Source organism: Rheinheimera mangrovi, assembly GCF_003990335.1.
Classification (GTDB): Bacteria; Pseudomonadota; Gammaproteobacteria; order Enterobacterales; family Alteromonadaceae; genus Pararheinheimera; species Pararheinheimera mangrovi.
In genome coordinates, this window is the sequence record NZ_CP034683.1 from 1769110 (window position 1) to 1792989 (window position 23880).

At 46.5% G+C, this 23880-nt stretch carries 25 protein-coding genes; 17 read left to right on the forward strand and 8 right to left on the reverse strand.

Annotation, left to right across the window (positions count from 1 at the left end; all coding sequences use genetic code 11):
* Positions 1-135 precede the first annotated feature (135 nt).
* The 11 genes from ccmA (at position 136) to EK374_RS08055 (ending at position 9845) form a co-directional block, all read left to right on the forward strand.
* The gene (ccmA, locus tag EK374_RS08005) at positions 136-762 is read left to right on the forward strand and encodes a cytochrome c biogenesis heme-transporting ATPase CcmA (protein WP_206099307.1); all 627 of its coding nucleotides are present in this window, start codon (positions 136-138) and stop codon (positions 760-762) included.
* On the forward strand, positions 756-1421 hold the full coding sequence (gene ccmB / locus EK374_RS08010) for a heme exporter protein CcmB (protein WP_127021784.1): 666 nt from the start codon (positions 756-758) through the stop codon (positions 1419-1421). Before ccmA ends, ccmB begins: the two co-directional genes overlap by 7 nt.
* A gap of 1 nt (position 1422) precedes the next feature.
* Positions 1423-2175: a heme ABC transporter permease gene (locus EK374_RS08015; protein ID WP_127021786.1), complete on the forward strand. Its 753-nt coding sequence runs from the start codon at positions 1423-1425 to the stop codon at positions 2173-2175.
* Positions 2175-2375: a heme exporter protein CcmD gene (gene ccmD / locus EK374_RS08020; RefSeq protein ID WP_127021788.1), complete on the forward strand. Its 201-nt coding sequence runs from the start codon at positions 2175-2177 to the stop codon at positions 2373-2375. The genes EK374_RS08015 and ccmD overlap by 1 nt, the downstream gene beginning before the upstream one ends.
* Entirely contained in the window at positions 2376-2879 is a 504-nt protein-coding gene (ccmE, locus tag EK374_RS08025; protein ID WP_127021790.1) for a cytochrome c maturation protein CcmE, read from the forward strand.
* The gene (locus tag EK374_RS08030) at positions 2876-4852 is read left to right on the forward strand and encodes a heme lyase CcmF/NrfE family subunit (RefSeq protein WP_127021792.1); all 1977 of its coding nucleotides are present in this window, start codon (positions 2876-2878) and stop codon (positions 4850-4852) included. The genes ccmE and EK374_RS08030 overlap by 4 nt, the downstream gene beginning before the upstream one ends.
* Positions 4845-5414 (forward strand): DsbE family thiol:disulfide interchange protein, encoded by a 570-nt coding sequence (locus EK374_RS08035; RefSeq protein WP_127021794.1) that lies wholly within the window; start codon positions 4845-4847, stop codon positions 5412-5414. Before EK374_RS08030 ends, EK374_RS08035 begins: the two co-directional genes overlap by 8 nt.
* 3 nt (positions 5415-5417) lie before the next feature.
* Complete coding sequence (locus tag EK374_RS08040) at positions 5418-5900, forward strand: cytochrome c-type biogenesis protein (protein WP_127021796.1); 483 nt, start codon at positions 5418-5420, stop codon at positions 5898-5900.
* Complete coding sequence (ccmI, locus tag EK374_RS08045) at positions 5900-7126, forward strand: c-type cytochrome biogenesis protein CcmI (RefSeq protein ID WP_127021798.1); 1227 nt, start codon at positions 5900-5902, stop codon at positions 7124-7126. The genes EK374_RS08040 and ccmI overlap by 1 nt, the downstream gene beginning before the upstream one ends.
* Before the next feature lie 243 nt (positions 7127-7369).
* On the forward strand, positions 7370-8788 hold the full coding sequence (locus tag EK374_RS08050) for a peptide MFS transporter (RefSeq protein WP_127021800.1): 1419 nt from the start codon (positions 7370-7372) through the stop codon (positions 8786-8788).
* Between the two features lie 70 nt (positions 8789-8858).
* Positions 8859-9845, forward strand: a complete 987-nt coding sequence (locus EK374_RS08055) for a Kelch repeat-containing protein (RefSeq protein ID WP_127021802.1) — start codon at positions 8859-8861, stop codon at positions 9843-9845.
* A 38-nt stretch (positions 9846-9883) separates the two neighbouring features.
* Here EK374_RS08055 and EK374_RS08060 read toward each other — a convergent pair whose 3' ends face one another.
* The 6 genes from EK374_RS08060 to tsaA form a co-directional block, all read right to left on the reverse strand.
* Positions 9884-10636 (reverse strand): MlaA family lipoprotein, encoded by a 753-nt coding sequence (locus EK374_RS08060; protein WP_233280371.1) that lies wholly within the window; start codon positions 10634-10636, stop codon positions 9884-9886.
* 159 nt (positions 10637-10795) lie between these two features.
* Positions 10796-11599 carry a TetR/AcrR family transcriptional regulator gene (locus EK374_RS08065; protein ID WP_127021806.1) on the reverse strand — a complete coding sequence of 268 codons (804 nt, stop codon included), beginning with the start codon at positions 11597-11599 and terminating at the stop codon, positions 10796-10798.
* A gap of 24 nt (positions 11600-11623) precedes the next feature.
* Complete coding sequence (locus EK374_RS08070) at positions 11624-11917, reverse strand: DUF6170 family protein (RefSeq protein WP_127021808.1); 294 nt, start codon at positions 11915-11917, stop codon at positions 11624-11626.
* A 186-nt stretch (positions 11918-12103) separates the two neighbouring features.
* Entirely contained in the window at positions 12104-13822 is a 1719-nt protein-coding gene (locus tag EK374_RS08075; protein ID WP_127021810.1) for a proline--tRNA ligase, read from the reverse strand.
* 87 nt (positions 13823-13909) lie between these two features.
* Positions 13910-14989, reverse strand: coding sequence for a Kelch repeat-containing protein (locus tag EK374_RS08080; protein ID WP_233280372.1), 1080 nt, complete (start codon positions 14987-14989; stop codon positions 13910-13912).
* On the reverse strand, positions 14937-15686 hold the full coding sequence (gene tsaA / locus EK374_RS08085) for a tRNA (N6-threonylcarbamoyladenosine(37)-N6)-methyltransferase TrmO (RefSeq protein WP_206099308.1): 750 nt from the start codon (positions 15684-15686) through the stop codon (positions 14937-14939). The genes EK374_RS08080 and tsaA overlap by 53 nt, the downstream gene beginning before the upstream one ends.
* 294 nt (positions 15687-15980) lie before the next feature.
* Here tsaA and purU point away from each other — a divergent pair, with 294 nt between their 5' ends.
* The 3 genes from purU to EK374_RS08100 are packed head-to-tail and all read left to right on the forward strand — an operon-like array spanning position 15981 to position 17906.
* A complete protein-coding gene (gene purU, locus EK374_RS08090; RefSeq protein ID WP_127021816.1) occupies positions 15981-16814 on the forward strand; it encodes a formyltetrahydrofolate deformylase in 834 nt (277 codons plus the stop codon).
* Positions 16815-16863: 49 nt separating this feature from the next.
* Positions 16864-17382: an acyl-CoA thioesterase gene (locus EK374_RS08095; RefSeq protein ID WP_233280373.1), complete on the forward strand. Its 519-nt coding sequence runs from the start codon at positions 16864-16866 to the stop codon at positions 17380-17382.
* The gene (locus tag EK374_RS08100; RefSeq protein ID WP_127021818.1) at positions 17379-17906 is read left to right on the forward strand and encodes a hypothetical protein; all 528 of its coding nucleotides are present in this window, start codon (positions 17379-17381) and stop codon (positions 17904-17906) included. Before EK374_RS08095 ends, EK374_RS08100 begins: the two co-directional genes overlap by 4 nt.
* A 6-nt stretch (positions 17907-17912) precedes the next feature.
* Here EK374_RS08100 and can read toward each other — a convergent pair whose 3' ends face one another.
* Positions 17913-18569: a carbonate dehydratase gene (can, locus tag EK374_RS08105; RefSeq protein WP_127021820.1), complete on the reverse strand. Its 657-nt coding sequence runs from the start codon at positions 18567-18569 to the stop codon at positions 17913-17915.
* 188 nt (positions 18570-18757) lie between these two features.
* Here can and galU point away from each other — a divergent pair, with 188 nt between their 5' ends.
* Together galU and EK374_RS08115 are read left to right on the forward strand one after the other, a co-directional pair.
* Positions 18758-19663: a UTP--glucose-1-phosphate uridylyltransferase GalU gene (galU, locus tag EK374_RS08110; protein WP_127021821.1), complete on the forward strand. Its 906-nt coding sequence runs from the start codon at positions 18758-18760 to the stop codon at positions 19661-19663.
* A gap of 194 nt (positions 19664-19857) precedes the next feature.
* Positions 19858-20385: an H-NS family histone-like protein gene (locus EK374_RS08115; RefSeq protein WP_127021823.1), complete on the forward strand. Its 528-nt coding sequence runs from the start codon at positions 19858-19860 to the stop codon at positions 20383-20385.
* 83 nt (positions 20386-20468) lie between these two features.
* On the opposite strand, the gene EK374_RS08120 is transcribed toward EK374_RS08115, so the two are convergent.
* Positions 20469-21212: a YciK family oxidoreductase gene (locus EK374_RS08120; protein WP_206099309.1), complete on the reverse strand. Its 744-nt coding sequence runs from the start codon at positions 21210-21212 to the stop codon at positions 20469-20471.
* Positions 21213-21432: 220 nt separating this feature from the next.
* On the opposite strand from EK374_RS08120, the gene EK374_RS08125 reads away from it, so the two are divergent.
* Positions 21433-23868, forward strand: coding sequence for a VolA/Pla-1 family phospholipase (locus EK374_RS08125; protein ID WP_127021825.1), 2436 nt, complete (start codon positions 21433-21435; stop codon positions 23866-23868).
* The last annotated feature ends 12 nt before the right edge of the window (positions 23869-23880 follow it).

The window sequence follows — 23880 nt, forward strand, 5'->3', positions numbered from 1 at the left end:
CATCGCTTTATCGGCAGCTGTGGCTTTGATCTGAAACATTAATTTCTACAAAGCCCGCTGTTTCAAGGTTATAGCGCATTCGTATTCTATTGCCAATATGCTAAGATGCCGCGACTTTTTTTGGGAGTTTGCCCTTTGTCGATAATTTTGGCCGCCGAAGCATTAAGCTGTGTCCGCCAGGACAGAGTGTTATTTGAAAACTTAAATTTTCAGTTAAGTGCAGGGCAAGTGCTTTATATTCAAGGAAAAAACGGTGCCGGTAAAAGTTCGCTGTTGCGACTGCTGGCGGGTTTGACTTTGCCTGAAGACGGTCAGATTTTATTCCACGGTAAACCTCTGCAGCAGCAAACTGAATTTTTTGCCGAACAATTGCTGTTTATCGGCCATCAAAGTGGCATTCATCCTCAGCTGACCGCATTACAAAACCTGGCGTTCTGGTCTGCTTTATCTGAACAAGCTATAGCTGATCCCTATCAGTTGTTGGGCGCTTTAGGTTTGGCAGGACTCGAAGATATTCCTTGTTTTATGCTCTCTGCAGGCCAGCAGCGCCGCGTATCTTTAGCTCGTTTATGGTTTACCAATAAATCACTGTGGATACTGGACGAGCCTTTTACCTCGTTGGATCAGCAGTTGATTGCCAAACTGGAAACGCATTTTTTACAGCATCTGTCAGCAGGTGGCGTTATTGTCTTGACCAGTCATCAGGCTTTGTCTGCCTCTTATCCGGCCCTTCAGGCGGTTGAACTGGAGTACAGATGGTGATGTGGCTAGCTTTGGTTAAACGTGAACTGCAGTTGTTAGGCAGGCAAAAAGCTGATTGGCTTAATCCGCTGGTGTTCTTTTTACTGGTCCTGAGCTTGTTTCCTCTGGGTATTGGCCCTGAACCCGGTATGCTAAAACAAATAGCACCAGGTCTGGTCTGGATAGCTGCGCTATTGAGTGTGTTGTTATCTGCTGAACGCTTATTTAAAGACGATTACCGTTATGGTGTGATTGAGCAACTGGTAGCTGGGCGTCAGGGGCTATTTAGTTATGTTACAGCAAAAATTTGTTGCCACTGGTTATCAACCGGTGTGCCATTAATTCTGGTGTCGCCTCTTATTGCTGTGTTGCTTGGACTGGACTGGCAAAGTTGGCAGGTGTTAGTCGTGACCCTGATACTGGGTACGCCCGTATTAAGTTTATTAAGTGTGCTCGGTGCTGCACTGACTATGGCCGCAGATAAAGGCGGTATATTACAGGCACTGATTATTTTACCTTTGTATATTCCACTGCTGATTTTTGCCAGTGGTGCTATGGAAGCCGCAGCTACTGCTTTGCCTTACACTGGCCAGTTGGCTGTATTATTAGCTTTTTTATTATTTGCCTTAGCGCTGGTGCCTCTGGCCGTGCGTCAGGCGCTTCGAATGAATGTGGGGTAGTATGTTCCGTTGGTTAGATCCTTACGCCAAACCAGAAACTTTGTATCATCTGTGTAGCCGCTTGTTGCCTTATCTGATGGGACTGGCTGTATTAACGCTGCTGCTGGGCAATATCTGGGGCCTGGCTTTTAGCCCTTCGGATTATCAGCAAGGTGATAGCTACCGCATTATTTATATTCATGTGCCTTCGGCTATCTGGTCTATGGGCGCTTACAGTAGCATGGCGATTGCGGCTTTTATTGGACTGGTTTGGCAAATTCGGGTTGCGCAGTGGGCTGTATTGGCCATAGCTCCTATAGGTGCTGTTTATACCGTTATTGCATTGTTTACAGGCGCAGCCTGGGGCAAGCCAATGTGGGGCACCTGGTGGGTGTGGGACGCGCGTTTAACCTCTGAGTTAGTGCTGCTATTTTTATACTTAGGTGTAATTGCCCTCTCTGGTGCTTTTTCAGAAGCGGCTCGTGGCATCAAGGTCGCATCTTTGCTGGCGATAGTGGGAGTGGTGAATCTGCCTATCATTCATTACTCAGTGGAGTGGTGGAACACATTGCATCAGGGCGCGACAATCACAAAATTTGCCAAACCTTCGATAGACCCTTCCATGTTATGGCCACTGCTGATCAGTATTTTAGGTTTTGCGCTGCTGCTGGCGGCTTTAACCTGCTTACGTTTACGTAGTCAGATTTTAATTTTTGAACAGCACAGACCCTGGGTCCGGCAATTGGTTGACTCAAGTCAGAAGGAGCAGAACTAATGGCGTTTACATCCTGGGCAGACTTTTGGGCTATGGGCGGTTACGCGCTTTTTGTCTGGTTATCCTTTGGTACTACTTATCTGTTGCTGCTGGGGTTGTGGTGGTACAGCAAACGGCAGCATAAAGAGATACAACAACAAATCCGCGCCAAAGCAGCGCGGGAGCAACGGGTGCGGCAACATCAGGAGAGTGAGAAGTAGATGAATCCGAGACGTCAGAAACGCTTAGTGGCTGTAGTAGCCTTTGTGTTGTTGTTAGGTGGTGCTATTGGCGCCATGTTGTATGCATTGCAGCAAAATATTGACTTGTTTTATACGCCAAGCCAACTGATTGAAGGCATGGGCGATGACAAGGTAAAACCTGAAATAGGCCAGCGCCTGCGTATCGGCGGTATGGTCGTCAAAGGTTCTGTGCGCCGGGCCTCTGATTCACTGAAAGTCAGCTTCGATTTAGTTGATACAGGCCCTATAGTTACAGTGGAATACGAAGGCATATTGCCGGATTTATTCCGTGAAGGGCAGGGTATAGTAGCTCAGGGGGTGTTAGTGGATGCAACCACCATACTGGCCTCTGAAGTGCTGGCGAAACACGACGAAGAATATATGCCTCCTGAAGTGGCTGAGGCCGTCAAAGGCATTAAACATGTAGCCCCCAAAAATTATCAGCCAGAGACTAAAAAACCAGAAGCGGGTCAGCAGCCATGATTGCAGAATATGGTCAATTGGCGCTGACCTTTGCGCTTTGTATTTCTTTGGCTTTGGCCATAGTGCCTTTGTATGGCAGTTTTAAAGGCCAACAAACCGCTTTGCAACTCGGTAATCCACTGTCTTATGCTTTGTTTTTGCTAACGGCTTTTTCGTTCTGGGCTTTGTCCTACGCCTTCTGGATCAATGACTTCACTGTGGTTTATGTCGCCACCAACTCCAACTCTTTATTGCCATGGTATTACCGTTTAACCGCGGTTTGGGGTGGACATGAAGGCTCGATGTTATTGTGGCTGTTAACCTTATCTGGCTGGATTGCGGCTGTTGCTATGTTTTCCCGTAGTTTGCCTCTGCAGTTTCAGGGCCGGATCTTAGGGGTAATGGGCTTAATTGCCGTAGGTTTTTATGCCTTTGTGCTTTTTATGTCTAACCCATTTATGCGTAGTTTGCCGTATTTCCCTGTTGATGGCCGTGATTTAAATCCGCTTTTGCAAGATTTTGGCATGATCATTCACCCACCTATGTTGTATATGGGCTACGTAGGTTTTGCTGTGTCTTTTGCTTTTGCGATAGCCGCCTTAATGGGTGGTAAGTTTGACAGCACCTGGGCGCGTTGGGCCAGACCCTGGACTTTAGCCGCCTGGTTGTTTTTAACCCTGGGAATTATGCTCGGTAGCTGGTGGGCTTATAACGAATTAGGCTGGGGCGGCTGGTGGTTCTGGGATCCGGTCGAAAACGCATCTTTTATGCCTTGGTTGGTTGGCACTGCGCTTATTCACTCTTTGGCCGTGACTGAAAAACGCGGCACTTTTAAATCCTGGACAGTACTGCTGGCGATAGCGGCCTTTTCACTGAGTTTATTGGGTGCTTTTTTAGTACGTTCAGGCGTTTTAGTCTCTGTGCATTCTTTTGCTGCCGATCCGGACAGAGGATTGTATTTACTGGCGTTTTTGCTGGTGGTGGTCGGTGGTTCTTTGCTGCTGTACGCACTTCGGATGAACTCAGTGCGTAGTCAGGCCCGTTACGAGCTTTTTTCCCGCGAAGTATTGCTGTGGGGCAATAATATTTTCCTGTTAACAGCGACCTTGGTGGTGCTGCTGGGTACTTTATTCCCACTGGTGCACAAAGAGCTGGGCTTAGGTTCTATCTCCATTGGTGAGCCGTTTTTTAATCAGCTGTTTTATTATCTGGTGATCCCTTTTGCCTTGTTATTAGGTTTAGGCCCCTGGGTGCGCTGGAAACAACAACAGGTGCAACCTCTGTTAAAACCTATGAGTTTGATCGCCATAGCGACATTAATACTGGCCTTAGGTACTTTGGCTGCAATGCAAAGCATTCAGGCTAACTTAGCCCTGCTCGGTTTGTTATTAGGCGCCTGGGTGGGATCTTCCGCCATTTTCGAATTGCTGCAACGACTGCAGCAGTTTGGCTCTGTTAAACAAGGTTTAACTAAGCTCAATGCCAGCCATTTTGGAATGACGCTGGCGCATATAGGTTTTGCTGTGCTGGTGATTGGTGTGGCTATGACTAAAACCTACAGTGTGGAGACTCAAGTCAGAATGAAAGCTGGTGAGCAGGTAGAGCTGGCGGGTTACCAGTTTATGTTAGTTGAAGTTTATCCACTCAATGGCCCGAATTACAAAGGCGAAGCGGCTGAACTGGATGTCAGTTACAAGGGCGACTATGTCACCCATCTGCACGCCGAAAAACGTTTTTACACAGTGCAGCGTAGCGTGATGACAGAAGCTGCTGTGCATGCCCGTTTAAGCCGTGATTTGTATGTGGCTTTGGGTGAGTCATTGAATGACAACAGCTGGGCTTTAAGTTTGTATGTGAAGCCTTTTGTGCGCTGGATTTGGCTGGGTGGCTTATTGATGGCGCTGGGCGGTTTCATAGCGCTCTGTGATAAACGCTACCGACGTGGCGCTTCTCAAAAAGAAGCCCTGAAACAAAAGGATACAGCAGATGCGTAAACTGGCATTTTTTATTCCTTTCGTGCTTTTTATTGGCCTGTCGGTGTTTTTATTCAGTGGTTTATTCTCCAATCCGATGGAGCGTGAATCTTCTGTGATTAACCAGCCGTTGCCAGCTTTTGCCTTGCCTGATTTACAGCAACCGGAAAAAATCTGGACACCAGACAGCGTCAAAGGCAAGCCGTTTTTACTGAATGTCTGGGGCACCTGGTGTGTGACCTGTAACGCTGAGCTGGCCTATTTAACAGAGCTGCGTGAGCAAGGTGTGATGATAGTAGGGTTGTATTATCAACAGCCGGCTGACGCGGCCTTTGGTGAAGTGTTTGACCTTACGGCTTTGCAACAGGAAGTGGCGCTGAAGCTGGAGCAACAAGGCAACCCCTATCAGTGGAATATTCTGGATAAAGACCGCACCCTTATTTTTGATTTAGGGGTGACTGGTGCACCTGAAACTTTCCTGATCGACGCTCAGGGCATCATTCGTCAGCACCATATAGGTGATATTAATCCGCAGGTGTGGCAGCAAAAGCTGGCGGCTGCCTACCAAAGTTTGCAGGAGTAGGGCATGAAATACTTTTTTTTCAGCCTGTTGCTCCTCACTGGCGCAGTGCAGGCGACGCAGGCCTTAATAGAGTTTAAAAGCCCGGAGCAACAAGCGTTATTCAAAGAGCTGACCCACGAATTACGTTGCCCTAAATGCCAGAACCAGAATATTGCCGATTCCAATGCAGTAGTGGCGGTGGATATGCGCAACAAAACACTGGAGCTGGTGCAGCAGGGACAAAGCAAAGAACAGGTGCTGGACTACATGAAAAGTCGTTACGGTGACTTTGTACATTACCAGCCACCACTGAATAAATTCACCTTTGTTTTATGGTTATTGCCAGCGCTGATGGTGTTTGGGCTAATGCTGTTACTTGTTATGCGTCGAAAAGCTGAGCGCAAGGTAATGGCGGCAGAGCCAGTGGATACAGCTCAGCTTCAAGCCGAACCGCAGTTAGAACAGCAACTTGATCAACTGATTGAGCAGTACAGGAGAAAAAGCTGATGCTGATGTCGTTAAGTTTTGCAGCAGCTTTAATGCTGGTGCTTATTCTGCTTTTGTTGTTGTTTTGCCGTCGTAAAGGCGAAGATGTACTGTTAAATCCGGTACTGCAGTTTGAAGATAAATTAAGGCTGCTGTCACAGGCGCGGGATAATGGCGAATTAGCTGAGCAGGATTTTGTCCTTGCTGCCACTGAATTGAAAACTCAGTACCTGCAGTCGCAGCAACATCAGCAATCGACTGCAAGTTCCGCCACAGGCTGGGTGCTGGTTACCTCTGCATTTATTCTGGTTGGAACCCTCGGGCTTTATGCCAAAACGGGCCATTTCACTGCATTGCAGAACTGGCAAACTGCGCAGCAGCAGTTACCGACTTATGGCGAACGAGCGCTGTTAAATCAGGGCGAGCCGCTGACGGAAGACGAAATAGAACTCTTTGCGCTGGCACTGCGCACTAAAATCAGCAAAGAAGGCGATGATGCTGTGGCCTGGTTTGTGATTGGTCGTATCTGGTTATCTAAGGGCATGCTGGATGATGCTATTGAAGCTTTTGAAAAAGCCCTGGCATTAACTCCAAAGCGTGTCAATGTCTTGATCAGCTACAGTCAGGCGTTATTGGTAGCTGGTGGGGAAGAGAACCTTGCCAAAGCTGCCTTGAGTTTAGCCAAAGTGCTGCAACAGGAACCGGAAAACCCGGACGCTTTGTCGATGTTGGCGATGGTCGCCGAAGAGCGTGGCGATAAAGAACAAGCTCAGCAAGCCTGGCAGTTGTTATTGCCGAAGCTGGATAAAACCGACCCACGCTACGAGTTAGTGCAACAGAAGCTGGGGTTAGCTTCTACACCAGAGCAAGCCACAACTACAGAACAAGCAGCGACAGCGGCTGTGTCTGGCCGTCAGGTGTCTGTGCAGTTAACTATCAGCCCAGAGCTGGCAGCACAGTACAAAACCGGTACCTTGTTTGTGTTTGCCAAAGCTGTGGATGGTCCGCCTTTGCCTTTAGCAGTGCAAAAACTTGCAGTGTTTAATGGCACTCAAACCATAGAGCTAAGCGAAGCTCAGGCCATGCAGCCAGGCTGGACCTTAGCTAACGCAGAGCGTATTCAAATCAGTGCTCGTTTGTCTTTATCCGGGCAAGTGCTGAATGACGAGAATGGCCCACAAGTGCAGTCTGATGTGCTTAGTTTTAATGAGCCAAAACTGCGTCTGAGCCTTAGCTTGCAGCCTTAACCGGCCCTGAAGCAGCACAGCTAAAAAACCTGAAATTGTCGATTAAATAAGCAAAAGGTCATGCTCTGGCCTTTTGCTTCGGCGTTCTACCCCTTTGCCTCTTTTCATTTGATGCCCAATAGGCTATAACACGGCAACTTTGAGAAGTCTGTCCGGTGTTTGGGCCTGCAATTTGCGGTCTGCATCTGTCAGTCTAGTACCTTCAACCATAATTAAAATAAACCCACAATCTAGGATCACGTTATGAATCAACCGCCAGCTTCGGGGACTTTGTTTGGTCATCCGAAAGGACTCTTCCTGCTATTTTCCACGGAAATGTGGGAGCGTTTTTCCTACTACGGGATGCGCGCTTTACTTATTCTTACCTTAGTTGCTGCTACTGAATCCACTAACCCTGGTTTTGGCTTAGGCCATGGCGATGCGTTATTGCTTTACGGTTATTACACAGGTCTGGTGTATGCCGCGACTTTGTTTGGTGGTTTGATTGCCGATAACCTGTTAGGTCAGCGTAAATCTATTATTCTGGGTGGCGCTTTAATGGCCATTGGTCAGTACACTTTGTTTGCTGCCACACCACACAGTATGTCGCTGTTTTATGTAGGTTTAGGTTTTATTATTGCCGGTAACGGTTTATTTAAACCAAATATCTCTGCCATAGTCGGTGACTTGTATCCACAAGGTGATGCCCGTCGTGACGGTGGTTTTACTATTTTCTACATGGGTATTAACTTAGGTGCTTTTATCGCGCCTTTAGTGACGTCCTCTTTAGGTGAAAGTGATGCCTTCGGCTGGCGCTATGGTTATTTAGCGGCTGGTATTGGTATGACTTTATCTGTGGTGATCCAGTTATTGTTTGCGCAAAAGTACTTAGGTGATTTAGGTAAGGTTCCTGGCCGTATTTCGTCACGTAGTGCCTCTGGCACTCCAACGCCGCTCACTAAGGTTGAATTTGATCGCCTGCGAGTGGTGTTATTCCTGTTTATCTTCGTCACTATGTTCTGGTTGGCCTTTGAGCAGGCTGGTGGCTTAATGAGCTTGTTTGCTTCTGAACACACTGACCGTATGGTCGGTTCTTTTGAAGTTCCTGCTGGCTGGTTCCAGTCGTTAAACCCGCTGTTTATTCTGATGTTTGCGCCTGTGTTTGCCTGGTTATGGGTGAAGCTGAATGCGATGAACAAACAGCCAGATGCACCGATCAAAATTTTATTCGGTATGCTGTTAACTTCTATTGGTTTCCTGTTCCTGATCGTGGGTGTATTTGAGATGCAGGTAAACCCTTCAGCCAAATCCAGCATGATGTGGTTAACTTTAGCGTTTTTATTCCATACTTTAGGTGAGTTGTGTATTTCTCCTGTGGGCTTGTCATTAATGACTAAGCTGGCTCCGGTGAAACTGGCGTCGCTTATTATGGGGGTCTGGTTCCTGATGCCTGCCGTTGCTCACTATCTGGCTGGTTTTGTTGGTGCTTATTCTGATACTGCAGGTGATAACCCTGCAGTAGTTGAATTTGCCGCATCCTTTGGTGTACAGGCCGCTCACGCTGGTTTACTGGTGGTGTTTGGTGGTATAGCTGTAGCACTGGTGGTGTTTGCTGCTGTGCTGTGGATGTTATCCGGTACTTTAGTACGCTGGATGCATGGCGCAGAGCGCGCGCAAAGCTAAGCGGTTTAATCGCTTTAAAAGGCCAGCTGGAGTAATCCGCTGGCCTTTTTTATATTCTGTGGAGACAAACATGAAATTTATTAGTGTGGTGCTGTGTTGTATTAGCTTTCAACTGACGGCGGGATCACTGAATTGGCAAAAAAAAGCCGATTTGCTTATACCAGTACAGGAAATTTACCCTGCTGTTTTTCAGGGCGAGATTTACGTCGCCGGTGGTTTGAGTTCTGAACTGCCAAAACAACAAGGCCAAATGACAGCGCAAGTTCAGATCTACAATCCAAAAACTGATCAATGGCGGTATGGACCTGCTTTACCTGAAGGGCGTCACCATGGCCAACTGGTTGCGGTGAATGAGCAGTTATTTTTAGTGGGTGGTTTTATTCAGGCCAATGGAGGTCATTGGAGTGCTAGTGCTGATGTACTGCAATTAGATCTTGATCAGCAGCGCTGGTTAAAAGTAGCAAGCTTGCCTGCGCCATTAAGCGAAACCGTCAGTTGGGTACTGGATCACAACATTCATCTGGTCTCTGGTCGCTCTCCTGCAACCTCAGCGAATGCACAGTGGCAAGATCAGGCTGATGTGGCAACTCACTGGATTTTTGACCTAAAGTCGTTAAAAACCGAAGTGGCGCCAGCGTTGCCTGAAGCGAAAAATAGCGCAGCTGGTACTGTATTTAATAACATGGGCTATCTGTTCGGGGGCCGGCAGGTCAAAGGCGGCAACAAAGCAGATGTTTATAGTTTTAATACACAAAACCAGCAATGGACACTACAAAAAACTATGCCTGATGCTCAGGCTGGTTTAGCTGTTGCAGTGCTTAACCAGCAGCTCTGGGTTTTTGGCGGTGAGTTTTTTCAGCAAGGCGGAGGAGTGTTCAGCAAGGTCTGGTCTTATTCACCTCTGGACAACAGCTGGCAGCAGCAAGGGGAAATGCCACTACCACGTCATGGGTTAGGTGCAGTCACATTGGATGATGCCATTTACATCATAGGCGGGGCTACAGCTGCGGGTTTAAAGCAGACCAGTGCAGTGCTGGAGAAAGTCGTTATTCAATAAAAAAGGCCAGCAATGCTGGCCTTGGTCTTTTCTGCGGTTTAAGGCAGGTATTCATCCAGATAAGCTTCGTCTTCTTCAGCTTTTTTCGGTGGATTGCCATCGTAAATCTGAAACTCTTTACGTTGGTAATAGGCTTCTTTAATAAAGGCGTATGGGTCTACAGATTCGTTCAGTAACTGTTCCATCCGCAGCATCTGTACACGTCCATCTAAGGCGCCCAACACAGCTTTGGTGATAGTTAAAGGTGTGTTGATCCAAGTGGATGGAAAATACAGATTATCGACTACAGTACCTGTCGTATCGCGCACCGTGGAAGGTCCTAAAGCCGGCAGCATCAGATAAGGGCCGTCTCCGACACCCCAGGTCGCTAACGTCTGGTTAAAATCCTCGTCCTGATCTTTTAAATCAATACGGGTGGCTACGTCAAACAAACCAAATAAACCTACAGTGCTGTTCAGCACAAAACGGCCTAAGCTTATCGCCGCGCTTTTCGGTTTAGCCTGCAATACACCGTTGACGAAATTAGTTGGTTCATCCAGGTTACTAATCACATTCGCTATGCCGGTACGCGCTGGTTTTGGTACCACTACCATATAACCTATGGCGGCAGGGCGCAGTACATAAGCATCCAGTATGTCGTAGTTAAAATCCCAGATATCCCGGTTTACAGATTCAATTGGATCCCGTGGGTCCTGATAGTTCGTTTGTGCTTGTTGCTCATCAGCTGCTTTTTTACTGGCGCAGCCACTCACCGTTAACAATAACAGGCACGACACTAAAACAGGCTTCATGCGTAAGACCATAAGTTTGCATCCGTTTGAGGGAAATAACACGTTGATTATTATACTGGTAAAGCATGATTTGGATCATCTGCTTTGCTGCATTGATTTGTGTTAAATAGTTGAAAAAAGTTGCATCAGGTTAAAAATATAGCGAGAGGGGAACAAAAACTATCTCAAGACGGGCGGTAAAGCACTGGCCAATTGCTGTTGCTCAGCACTAAAGATTTCTTTTTCAATGCGCAGCCAGCTTTGGCAATAGTCCCAGTCTGTGCTGAGAGGTAACCAATTCATGCCATCCAGCACACAGTTTAAATTGAACAGAAAGGGATGTGCTCCGAGTAAGCGTTCTACACTATAGGTTTCACTGGCACTGCTTAACAGCGCAATACTACCAAACGATATAGCCCAGTTGGCAAAAGCCATTAAATCTACTGTAGCTCCGGCCTTAGGTTGTAGTTCATTGGCATCTATAGCCTGTTGCAACAACAAGTCGACCATCTGTGTCACTTCTTTTTCCAATTCCTGCTGCACTGTAATTCGTGCTGGCGAGCTTTTCTCCTGCACCCAGGGGGATTTGGCGATCAGTACACAGTTAAATAAAATAGGCTGCATTTTGGCAGATAAGAAATAGGCCTGATGCAAGGCCAGTGCTTTTTCCCTGCTGCTGCCATTAAACAATCCGGCTTTTTTAAACAAACTGATTTCATGACGTAAAGCCGTGTTACACAGGGCGGTGATCACGTCTTCTTTGCTGGAAAAATGATTGTAGATAGTGCCTTTAGAATAAGGGCTGGCGGCGGTCAATTTATCCATAGTCAAATTGGCGTAGCCTTCGGCTTTGACCAACTGGTGGGCAATCTGCAGTAATTCCTGCTCACGATCGGCTATGGCTTGCTGTTTTTTACTAAACCTGTGCTCTAAAGGGCAGCTACGCAGCTCTTTATTCGCAATGTCACACAAAAACTTCAACATAAAGGTCGTTTCCTGCTCATTAAGCTAAAGCTTTAGCTTAGTGCGGGCTTGCTGCAAGTGGGGGCGACATAAGGCAAACGTCAGAGGTCGGGTCAGCAGCGGGTAGGCGGCCAGCAACACAAGAATAGTGACAGTGCTTTGCCATGAATCCCATTGGGCTATCACTAAAAACAGCGGGATTAAAATGGCCAGTTTCAGCAAATTTAACAGCAGTTTTTGTGGAGTAGGCACCTGCTCTGTGGCCGTGCGGATCACTTGCATCCGCTCTGCAAACTTCAAACCTGCAAGCTCCGGAATGGAATGGCTGCCAAAATACATCAAAAACTCCTTAAAAAAATAGGCCCCGTCAGAGCAGGGCCTTTTATCCCCATCGTTCTTGAAGCTACAGCTTTGTTGACTGCGTTCGTTCGCCCCAGTCACATAGGACAACTATGCTCCTGGGGGCTCACGCTCTTGTCGCCTCGCTGCAACTCCAATTACTTTGGGTATATGCTACCAACCTACTCAGAAAGACTTGAGCTGAGCTACTACATCCGACAACGACAGCATTAACTTCTCACCGGTCAGACGGTTTTTCAGCTCAACTTTCTGCTCATCCAGATTACGTTCGCCTACGATGATGTGATAAGGCACACCAACCAGCTCCATATCAGCAAACATCACACCAGGGCGCTCTTTCCTATCGTCAAACAGCACTTCAAAGCCTGCCGCTGTCAGATCTTTATACAGTTGCTCTGCTGCGTCCTGAATACGCACCGACTTGTGCATATTCATCGGCACTATGGCCACCTGAAACGGCGCTATAGCTGCTGGCCATTTGATGCCATATTCGTCATGGTTTTGCTCAATAGCAGCTGCGACAATACGGGACACGCCTACACCATAACAACCCATGGTCATAATTTGGTGTTTGCCTTCTTCGTTTAACACGCCTGCTTTCATCGCTGACGAATAACGGTCACCTAACTGGAAAATATGGCCTACTTCAATACCACGGCGAATAACTAAATGGCCTTTGCCACAAGGGCTTGGGTCACCTTCAACCACGTTACGTAAATCAGCCACCTGATACGTAGTGATATCACGGTCGAAATTCACACCAGTGAAGTGGAAACCGTCTTTGTTTGCACCAGTGACAAAGTCAGCTAAATGAGCTGCGGCATGGTCGACAACCACAGGAATAGTTAAGCCAACAGGGCCAACAGAACCTGGCTTCGCACCAGTCACAGCCAGCACATCTTCTTCTGATGCAAACTGCAGTGGAGAAGCCACCAGAGGATGTTTTTCAGCTTTGATTTCGTTTAACTCGTGATCGCCACGCAGCACCAAAGCAACCAGTGTCTGAGCTGCTTTTTCGTCGGCTTTACGGGCATAAACAATTAAGGTTTTGGCGATAGCAGATGCTTCTACCTTTAAAAAGGCTGAAACTTCATCGATAGTCTTTGCGTCTGGAGTTGCAACTTCTGTCTTGGCTTGTGTCGCAGCTGGGCGGGCACCTTGAGGGGGCAGAGCTTCGGCTTTTTCAATATTGGCGGCGTAATCGCTGCCATCAGAGAATACGATTGCATCTTCACCTGAGGCGGCCAGCACATGGAACTCGTGCGACATGCTGCCACCAATGGCGCCAGTGTCCGCCAATACAGGACGGAAATCTAAACCCAGGCGGGTAAAGATATTGCAGTAGGCTTGGTACATAGCGTCATAGGTTTGCTGCAAACTTTCCTGACTTAAGTGGAAAGAGTAGGCGTCTTTCATTAAGAATTCGCGGGCACGCATCACACCAAAACGTGGACGACGTTCGTCACGGAACTTGGTCTGAATTTGGTATAAATTAATAGGCAGCTGTTTGTAGCTGCTGATTTCTTTACGGACTAAATCTGTCACTACTTCTTCGTGGGTTGGGCCTAACACAAAATCACGCTGGTGACGGTCTTTAAAACGCAGCAGTTCAGCGTCCATCTTTTCCCAGCGACCAGATTCCTGCCACAGTTCTGCATGTTGAACCACAGGCATCAGTATTTCGATGGCGCCTGCTTTGTTCATTTCTTCGCGGACAATGTTCTCTACCTTACGTAAAACCCGCAGGCCACTGGGCAACCAGGTGTATAAACCTGACGCCAGACGACGCACCATACCGGCACGTAACATCAATTGATGGCTGATAATTTCGGCATCGGCCGGGGTTTCTTTCATAGTGGAGAGTAAATACTGACTTGTCCGCATAAATAAATAGTTCCGTGTTTTAAGTTTAATTGCGCCTTAAATTGGCCGCTGTACTCTAATAAATTTGCCGATAGTGTATCAAGGCAACTAGTTTGGCAGAAGTTTAATCTGATGTTTTATCCATTCTGTCGTCAGATTTTGCCCTGACACCATGCCACCTAAGCTGTAAAGCTCGTTGTTCATGCTCACCAGTGTGCGTAAATCCATCACTGCAGTGGTGTTTTCAGCTTTTAGCCAGCTTTTATCCGTAATTGAATACGCCCAGACTTCAGCTGAAGGCTCGGCCGGCGTGCCGTTATAACCTATACCGTTGTAGTTATAAGCCGTTTCACTGCCACCAATAAATACAATCAGATCTTTGCCATCTTGGTTTACCGCGGCAGCCGCCATCCGATAACGGGCTTTGCCTGTTGGATGCTGTATTTGTTGCCAGCTGATCCTATTGGCATCGGTTTTACTGATTTCACCTAGCCAGCACTGAGCCACAGATTCGTATTGGCGGGGTAGGGTCTGGTAACTGACTTTTACACCATCACAGAGCAGCATATGCTGGCCTGATAAAGCACCTGCTAAACCAAAAGTAGGTGTGCCTGGAAAAGGCGTAGCCTGACTCCATTTCTGCGTGAAATTATCAAATAACTGCACCAGATTAACATTGCCATCTTGTGACCAGCCGCTGGTCAGATAAATGTATCTGTTGTTGTAAGCCAGGGCCACACTGTCATCGACAGCCACAGGCATATCCGGCAGCTTGTTGTAAGCTTTAGTGACAGGGCTGTAGCGATAACCTTCGGCGCTTGATACTTCAGTGCCATTGGCTGCAACTGTGTAGCCACCAAACACAAAAAAATGATTTTGTAAGGTGACACCTGAACTTGCCAGCCTGCCACTTAAACGCTGACGGCTTGGTACGGCAGGGGCCTTCAGCCAGGTCGGCTCACCCACTGTCCATTGCCATACTCTGTTGTGCACATCGGCATGGGTTTTACCTGAAGAGAGCCCCATAAAGCTGGTGACATAAGTGCGGCCTGCCACGCTGGTACTCATGACCAGATTATTGCTAACAGCTTCGGGTAAGGCGGGTAGTTGTGCTGCGCCAGCCAGCACAGGCGCGCTAAGACTCAGGCTGAGGCTGTATTTCAGCAGTTTGCTTATTTTTTGGGACATGCCTGATTTCTGTAACATGATTGTGTACTCCATTCACTGTCCATTTGATATTAAAGTGATACAGCGTCATGCCATAGCTCTGTTGCTCCGCTTTTTGCTTTTTATACGGAGGGCGCGGGTCTTGTTTTAACACTTTTTCTATCAAAACTGCTAATTCAGGCTGATCTTTCTGCCGCTGACAAAATTCCAGCACTGCAGGTTCAAAACTGACTGTCATATCAGTTTCAGGTGCGGCGTCAGCAAAACCACCTGCTGCATCTGGTAAGGCATCTGCATAGGGCAGATAAGGTTTAATATCCAATATTGGCGTGCCATCCAACAGATCAATGCCGGACAACAGAATAATCAAACGGCCTTGTTTACGTACTACGCCTTCAAGTTTTACGACAGAAAGGCCAATTGGGTTTGGTCTGAAGGTAGCTCGGGTCGCAAAAACCCCTTTTTTCTCATTGCCACCTAAGCGTGGTGGCCGCACCAGCGGTGACCAGCCTCTGTCTGCTGTTTCATGAAATACAAACACCAGCCATAAATGACTAAAGGCTTCAATACCGCGGACAATAGCGTCATCGTCATAGCCTGGTTCCAAAACCAGTTCAGCTTTGGCTTCGGCTATCAAACCTGGCTGACGGGGAATCGCGAACTTTTGTTTATAGGGTGAGCGGATGGTGCCCAGCACCTGCATTTGATAAGAGGGCATCAGTTCCTCAGAAGATAAAAGCCAACGGAAGGCGAAAAATGAGTTCTATTATGGCGTTAGCATCCTCAAAGGACAAGCAAAGCCCAAAAGCACTCCAGACTGAAAACACTTTACAACAGAGTGAAAACTTGGGATTAATAGCAGGACGCTGCTTTATGTTGGCCCACATTCTTACAGCAAGCATCCAAGAGTGGTAACAAACCACCATATTAAAAAGAACCAAACCACGTGAATCCACCTTAATCTATGCAGCATCCTTGCTGTGTTTTTGCTATGGCTTGACGAGAGTTTATGATGGAAAAGAAAGTTTTATTGATTGAATGCCCGGATTCAAAAGGGTTGATTGCTCAAATTACCAATATTTGCTACAAACACCAGCTGAATATAATTCGTAATACAGAATATGTTGACCCGGATTCAGGTCAGTTTTTTATGCGTACTCAGCTTGAAGGGATTTTTAACGACAAAACCCTGATGCTGGATTTAGACAGAGCCTTGCCACATGGTAGCAGTCGGCAGTTGGTCGCTGCAGGGCGGAAAAAAGTAGTGATACTGGTGACTAAAGAAGCGCATTGCCTGGGTGATATTTTAATGAAGGTCTATGACGGCTCATTAAAACTGGATATAGCTGCAGTAGTGGGCAATCATCCGGATTTACAAAGTCTGGCCGAAAAATTTGATATTCCTTACCATTTTGTCAGTCATATCAACTTAAGTCGTGAACAGCATGAGGCGGCACTGCAGCAGGTGATAGACCCGTATCAGGCTGATTATTTAGTGCTGGCTAAGTTTATGCGGGTGTTAAGCCCGGCTTTTGTCGCGCATTACAAAGAACGTATTATCAATATCCACCATAGCTTTTTGCCTGCCTTTATCGGTGCTAATCCTTATCATCAGGCGCATAAAAGAGGTGTCAAAATTATTGGTGCCACAGCACATTTCGTCACTGACGATCTGGATGAGGGCCCTATTATTAAACAGCTGGTGACTCCTGTGGATCATACCTACAGCGCTATGGATATGGTCAAAGCCGGTCGGGATGTTGAAAAAAATGTGCTGAGCAAAGCCTTGCAACTGGTGTTGGAAGACCGGGTTTTTGTGCATGGCAATAAAACAGTAATCCTGTAAAAAATCATTCAGATCAGGGGCTTGGTTCGATTTTTTCAGAAAACGAACTATGCTGATTAAAAACACTAAAGGTAAAAACTTTATGTCTGGTAAAAGGGCTGTTGAATTTCGTTTTCTGGCCGAACCTACTCATGTCAACTTCGGTGGCAAAGTGCATGGCGGCATGGTGATGAAATGGATTGATCAGGTGGCTTACGCCTGTGCCGCGGGTTGGAGTGGCTTATATTGTGTCACTGTGTCTGTAGGTACTATCAGGTTTCGTCGTCCTATTCTGGTAGGGCATCAGGTTGAATTGATTGCCCGTATTGTTTACACAGGCACCACCAGTATGCACGTACTGGTACAGGTGCGCTCAGGTGACACCAAAGGCGATGAAATGCTGGAAACCAACCACTGCATTATCAGTTTTGTGGCTTTGGATGCAGAAGGTAATACAGCCGCTGTGCCGGCTTGGGTGCCACAGACCGAGGAAGACCGGTTTTTGCAGCAATATGCTGTTAAAACCAAAGCTTTTTCGCAACAGGTTGAGCAGGATATGCTGGATTATTATCAGGAGAAAACCGAATGAAACTGCTCTGGTCAATCATTGCTTTTTTTAGTTTTGCCTCTTTTTCAGCTGAACCTGTGCTGCATCCACAACTGGAAATCTTCCGCCCTTTTTTAAATAGCCACTGGGAAGGAGATTTAACAGAAGCTGGCAAAGAGAAAAAAATGATTGATCGGTCCATCTGGAGCAGGGCGTTAAATGGTCAGGCTATTAAAACTGTGCACTCCATTAATGATGGCGAGTATGGTGGTGAGACCATGATTTTCTGGGATCAGAAACAGAAAAAAATCGCGTACTATTATTTCACCACAGCAGGCTTTTATACCCATGGCACTATGACCTACAACCCTGACACTCAAAGCATCGAAGCACTGGAAAACGTAGAGAATAACGCGCAAGGCATCACGCAGGTGCGTTCACATTCAGTGCTGGATAAAAGTGGCAAGCTTGAGGTCAGTTCAGAGTATTTGCAAAATGGTCAATGGGTAAAAGGGCACAGCGCTCAGTATAAACGTGTGCCCCACACCGAAGTGAAGTTTTACTAAAGGCTGTTACTTTTCGATAATAAACTCTTCAGTCGGCTCCAGTGCGTAGATATTGTCTATCTGTGTCGCACTGGAGTGACTGACTCTTAAGTCTTTAATATGGCCGTTGCGTAAACTGTAGACCCAACCATGAACTGTCAGAGGCTGACCACGCTCCCAGGCGTCTTGCACAAAGCTGGTGTGACACACATTACGCACCTGTTCCATCACATTGAGCTCACACAAGCGGTTGACTCGTTGACCTTCGTCTTCAAAACTGTCCAATTCTTCTCTGTGCAGCGCATACACATCTTTAATATTACGTAGCCAGTTATCAACAAAACCAATACGTTGTTTGTTCATAGCCGCAGCTACACCGCCACAACCATAATGGCCGCAGACAATAATGTGTTTGATTTTTAAGATATCGATAGCGTACTGCAGCACAGATAAACAATTGATGTCGGAATGCAAAACCAGATTGGCTACATTACGGTGAACAAAGAGCTCGCCCGGCAGCAGGCCTACAATTTCATTGGCAGGAACCCGGCTGTCAGAGCAGCCAATCCATAAATATTCAGGCGCCTGTTGTTCGGAGAGCTGCTTGAAAAACCCCGGAGCTTCCTGCTCAACCCGCTCAGCCCACGCCCTGTTATTGGCAAATAGTTGTTTTATGGAACGCATTGAATCACCTTATAAAGAACTGGAGCTACGATAACAGATCTTACCCCGAGGGGAACACCGACCAGCCACCACTATACCAGACTATCAGACCAACATATTCAGCGGTGGTAAATCTGTTTGGCTGCTCACTGTGGCTCAGGGTATGATAGAACAATAAGTTAAGATTCTTCTAAAGGAACCATGATTCTATGGTGAAATTAAAAAAAGCAGTGATCCCAGTTGCAGGTTTAGGCACGAGAATGTTGCCTGCAACTAAAGCTATTCCAAAAGAAATGTTGCCGGTCGTCGATAAACCTTTGATCCAATATGTAGTAGAGGAAGCTGCTGCCGCTGGAATTACTGAAATAGTACTGGTGACCCACTCCAGTAAAAATTCAATAGAAAACCATTTTGATACCAGTTTTGAACTGGAAAACCAGTTGGAAAAACGCGTCAAGCGCTCATTACTGGATGATGTTCGTTCTATCAACCCAAAAAATGTCACTGTCATTTCAGTGCGCCAGCCTGTGGCTTTGGGTTTAGGTCATGCGGTGTTGTGTGCAGCCCCTGTGGTAGGCAATGAGCCTTTTGCGGTGATTTTGCCCGATGTATTGATTGATAAGTACCATGCTGACGCCCGTATTCATAATTTAAAAGCTATGATTGAGCGCTTTGAAACAACTGGCGCAAGCCAGATTATGGTTGAGCCAGTGCCAGCGCTTGAAGTGAATAAATACGGTATTGTGGATATTGCTGGTGAGACTCTGGTTCAGGGACAATCCGCTTTAATTCGTACTATGGTGGAAAAACCAGAGGTTGAGGATGCTCCTTCTAATTTGGCTATTACCGGACGTTATGTATTGTCTGCCAAAGTATGGGATTTGTTACGCCATACAGCACCAGGCGCAGGTGGCGAAATTCAGCTGACAGATGCTTTACATCATTTATTATTAATTGAGAAAATTGAGGCTTATCATTTACAAGGTAAGTCACATGACTGTGGCAGTAAAATAGGTTATCTGAAGGCTGTTGTAGAGTATGCGCTGCAGGATAAAAAGCTATCAGATGAGTTCCGTACTTATCTGAAAGATTTATATTTACTAAAAGACCAATAATGCTCAAGATGAAGCTGTACTTTGTTTGGCTTATAAGTTTTTTCATTAAATATCAGTGAGTGACCAGGTTCAGTTGATTTGGTCTCTGCTTTTCGGCCTACAATCTTATTTACTAAATAAGATTGTATTTAAGCTTTAATTTATCAAAATGATTCTGTACTATCATCAATAGTATTTATCCACGGGAGATTTTCATGTCATTGTTACTTGATAAAAAAGAACTGAAAAAAGCCGCTAAAGAAATTACGACGGTTAAATTACATGAAGTGATTGAAACGTTAAATTCAGTATTAGTTGAACGCCAAAAAGAAACTGAAGTGTTATCTCAGATCAGAGCTTTAGCTAAGGCTCAGGGTTTTACTCTGGAGCAACTGGGTTATCAACTGAATGCCGATGTAGTTGTCAGCCACGAAGATGACAACGAATCAAAAGGTAAGCGTCCGGTTAAACCTAAATTTAAAACCATCAATAAAGAAAGTCAGTTTTTTTATGTAGACGCAGGCAAATTAAATTTGCTGAAAACTCACACCATGAAAAAGGCTTTAGTTGACCGTGGTGTTAAAGTGGTGCCATTCCATAAAGTCGATAGCAAATACAGCAAAGATATCGAAGCTTTATTAGCGGAAGCAGGCACACAGGCTGTCGAGAATTTCAATAGTAAAGTAGACGTCTGGAATCTGTGGGCGCAGGCAAACGGCGAAGAAATATTGTCGAAGAAGTAATTTTCGCAGCAGTAGAAAAAACCGGCCATTTTTGAGCCGGTTTTTTATGCTTTGAAAAAGAGTTGCAGGACCAGCGAAGCTGCTTACTTCTGCTGGGCATCCAGCGATTGGCCATTCACGGCTTTGCTGTCATCACTCATTAAATAAAGATACACAGGCATGATTTGTTCAGCAGTTGGCAAACTTAACTGATCTTCACCCGGATAGGCTTTACTGCGCATTTTAGTGCGGGTGGCACCTGGGTTAATGGCATTGACCCGAACCGTTGAACCTTCGTATTCCGCGGCCATCAATTGCATTAATCCTTCAGTGGCAAACTTTGACACTGCATACCCACCCCAGTAGGCTTTGGCTTTGCGGCCCACTCCAGACGAAGTAAAGACAACAGAACTTTGTGGCGCCAGTTTTAAGACGGGAATAAGTGCCTGGCTCATTAGCATGGCAGCAGTAACATTCACCTGAAGGATATCCTGCCAGGTCGGTAAATCCAGATGTTCAAACGGACTTAAAACGCCCAGCATTCCAGCGTTGTGAAGTACTCCATCCAGTTTGCCAAACTCAGCTTTAATAGTCGCAGCCATATCCTGATAATGTTTGGCTGTCGCACCTTTTAAATCCAGCGGAACTATAGCGGGTTCTGGCCAGCCAGCGGCCATGATTTCATCGTAGACTGCTGTCAGTTTGGATGTGGTTTTACCTAACAATATAACAGTAGCACCATGTTTAGCGTAACAAAGCGCCGCAGCCTTTCCTATGCCGTCGCCAGCACCGGTAACCATAATAACTTTGTCTGCCAGTGTCTGTGGGCTTGCTTGATAATTGAACATAGATAGGGGTCCCAGCCGTTGAAAAACGGCGGCAGCATACCTGCTCTGTACTAATTTTGCACCTTTCTTCAACAAGCTTGATTTTGAGCTAGCGAATTTTTCCTGATTGGGTTAAGTTTAACTGGTCGTAGCTGTTAAAAGCTAATATCACAAAAACGAACGACTCCTTTAGGTAACTATCGGGGCGGAATAAGAAAAATACAGGACACGGGGAGAAGATATGAACAAGCTGTTGCTTAGCTTTGCTATTGCCAGTGCATTAGGTTTAGCCGGTTGTGGTGGCGAATCACTGGACGAAATTAAAGAAGATACTCAGACAGGTGGTGAGGTTCAGATCCCTTTATCACGTGTAGTGTATGACCCTGCCAATGGTGTGTTATCACCACCAAACGATTTATTGTTACAAGGGACCACTGACGGCACCTTGTTTATGCCCGGTGAGAAAAACGCCTCTGGCGCGCATTTAAACTATCCAAATTATGCAGATCCAAGCACTGCCCTCGGAGCACTGGATGGTTGGTCGACTCAAAACCCATTCACTTTAGCTCTGAGCTTTGCCTCTGGTGTGACTTTGGATGCGGCCAGTGTACAGCAAGCAGGTGCTGTTTATTTAGTTGAAACTCTGATGGGCGACCCAGCTTCGCCTGACGCAGATTGCCGTGTAGTCCCTCGTGGTGCAGCCTGTAAGCCTGTAGGCAGCCTGCGTTATGGTGTGGATTACATTACCCGCGCCAGTGGCAATAACGTTGCCGTTATCCCGTTAAAGCCTTTAAAACCAGCCACTACCTATATCCTGGTAGTCACGAACGCCTTAAAAGACAGTGAAGGCCGTTCTGTCGCACCTTCCGTCACCTATGAGTTGGTTAAACAGGATATTACCACTAAGCCATTAGGTACAGCGGCTCAACTGGCATTACAAGGAGTGATCAATAGTTTTGAAAATGCAGTTTCGGTAGAGTCTATCAATAAAGCTGACATTATATACACCGCAGCTATTACTACTCAGTCTACTGCTCCGGTATTTGCCAGCATTAAGAAGTTAATGGCGCCAAGCCCATTAAACAACAACACCCCTCCATCTGTAATGCTGACTGATACTGGCGCAGTGGTATCTGATGTTTTATTCCAAGGACAAACAGTAGCGGACAGCCCGGCTGATCCGCGTTTTATTTTTAAACTGGCGAAACTCTACACTGGTACCATCAATCTGCCGTATTATTTGAAAGCTGCAACGGCAGGAAATCCAGCATCGCCTTTGAGTACCCGCTGGGTTGCTCGTTGTGACTCAGGCGCTATTATTGCGTCATTGTCTGATGCTCAGAAAACTGCTCTTGAATCAGGTATTACTGATCCGGCGCAATTGGCTAATGACGCGTATTGTAAAGCTGCATCAGGCGGTGCTTTACGTGACTTTGGTTTAGACAAACAACGTCACCTGACCAAGTTTAATGTTATTCCTAAAACAAACAGCACTCAAACCGTGGCCGTGCAGGTTACCGTGCCGGATGAAGTTCGTGGTGCCGCCTTAGGTTTAGTCAAACCAGCGGCGGGCTGGCCTGTCGTGATATTGCAACATGGTATTACGTCCAAAAAAGAAGATATGTTAGCTATCACCGGCGCCTTGTCTGCCCGTGGTTTTGCCACTATCGCTATTGACCATCCGTTACACGGCAGTCGTGGCTTCAAATTTCCAGTACAAGATGCGAATGGTGTAGTGAAAGATTTAGTCATTAACGCTTCGACCAATAGCGCTACTGATTATATGAATCTTTCAAACCTGTTGGTCACTCGTGACAACCTGCGTCAAAGTATTGCGGACATGCTCGGCTTACGTTTAGGCATGAACTTTAATAACCAGCCTGGTTTGTTGAATACTCAGGATGTACAGTTCTTAGGTCACTCGTTAGGCGCTATCTCTGGGACTTCTATGGTGGCTTTGGCCAACACTACAACAGGCAGTGCTCAACTGGATGCTTTATATAAAATCCGTTCTGCAACTTTAGCTATGCCTGGTGGTGCTGTAGCCAACTTCCTGCTGGAATCAGCGTCTTTTGGTCCAACTATTAAAGCCAGTGTATTGTTAGGTGCAGGGGGTACTACTGCTGCGGCTTACACCCAGTTTGCTGCATCCAATACTTGTGGTACAGGCCAAGCTGCTCCTTATGCTGCTTGCTTTAACTCTTTTGTTCAGGCCTTGAGTGCTACAAACCCAACAGCTTTGGCTGCATTAAACGCCTCTTTCGCTTCTTTTGCCTTTGCTGCACAAACAGTGACAGATGCGGGTGACCCAAATAACTACGCTTCAATGCTTGTTGCGTCCGCAACTCCTACCTATATCATTGAAGTTGTTGGTGATCAGGCAGGACAGTTACCGGATCAGGTGATACCAAACCGTGCTGCAGCTATGCCTCTGGCTGGTACTGAACCTTTGGCTGCGTTATTAGGCGCATCAGCGGTGAATAACGTTGCTGGTACTTATCCAGTGACCGGCACTGCATTAAGCCGCTTTATTGCCGGTGGTCATAGCTCAATTCTAAGCCCTGCTGCTAGTAGTGCTGCTACTACAGAAATGCAAAGCCAAAGCGTTAGCTTCTTTATGGGGCGTGGTGCTGGTGTTGTAGTTACTAACGGCGCTGTGATGGCTCCTGCTAACTAGAGGTCCCACCAC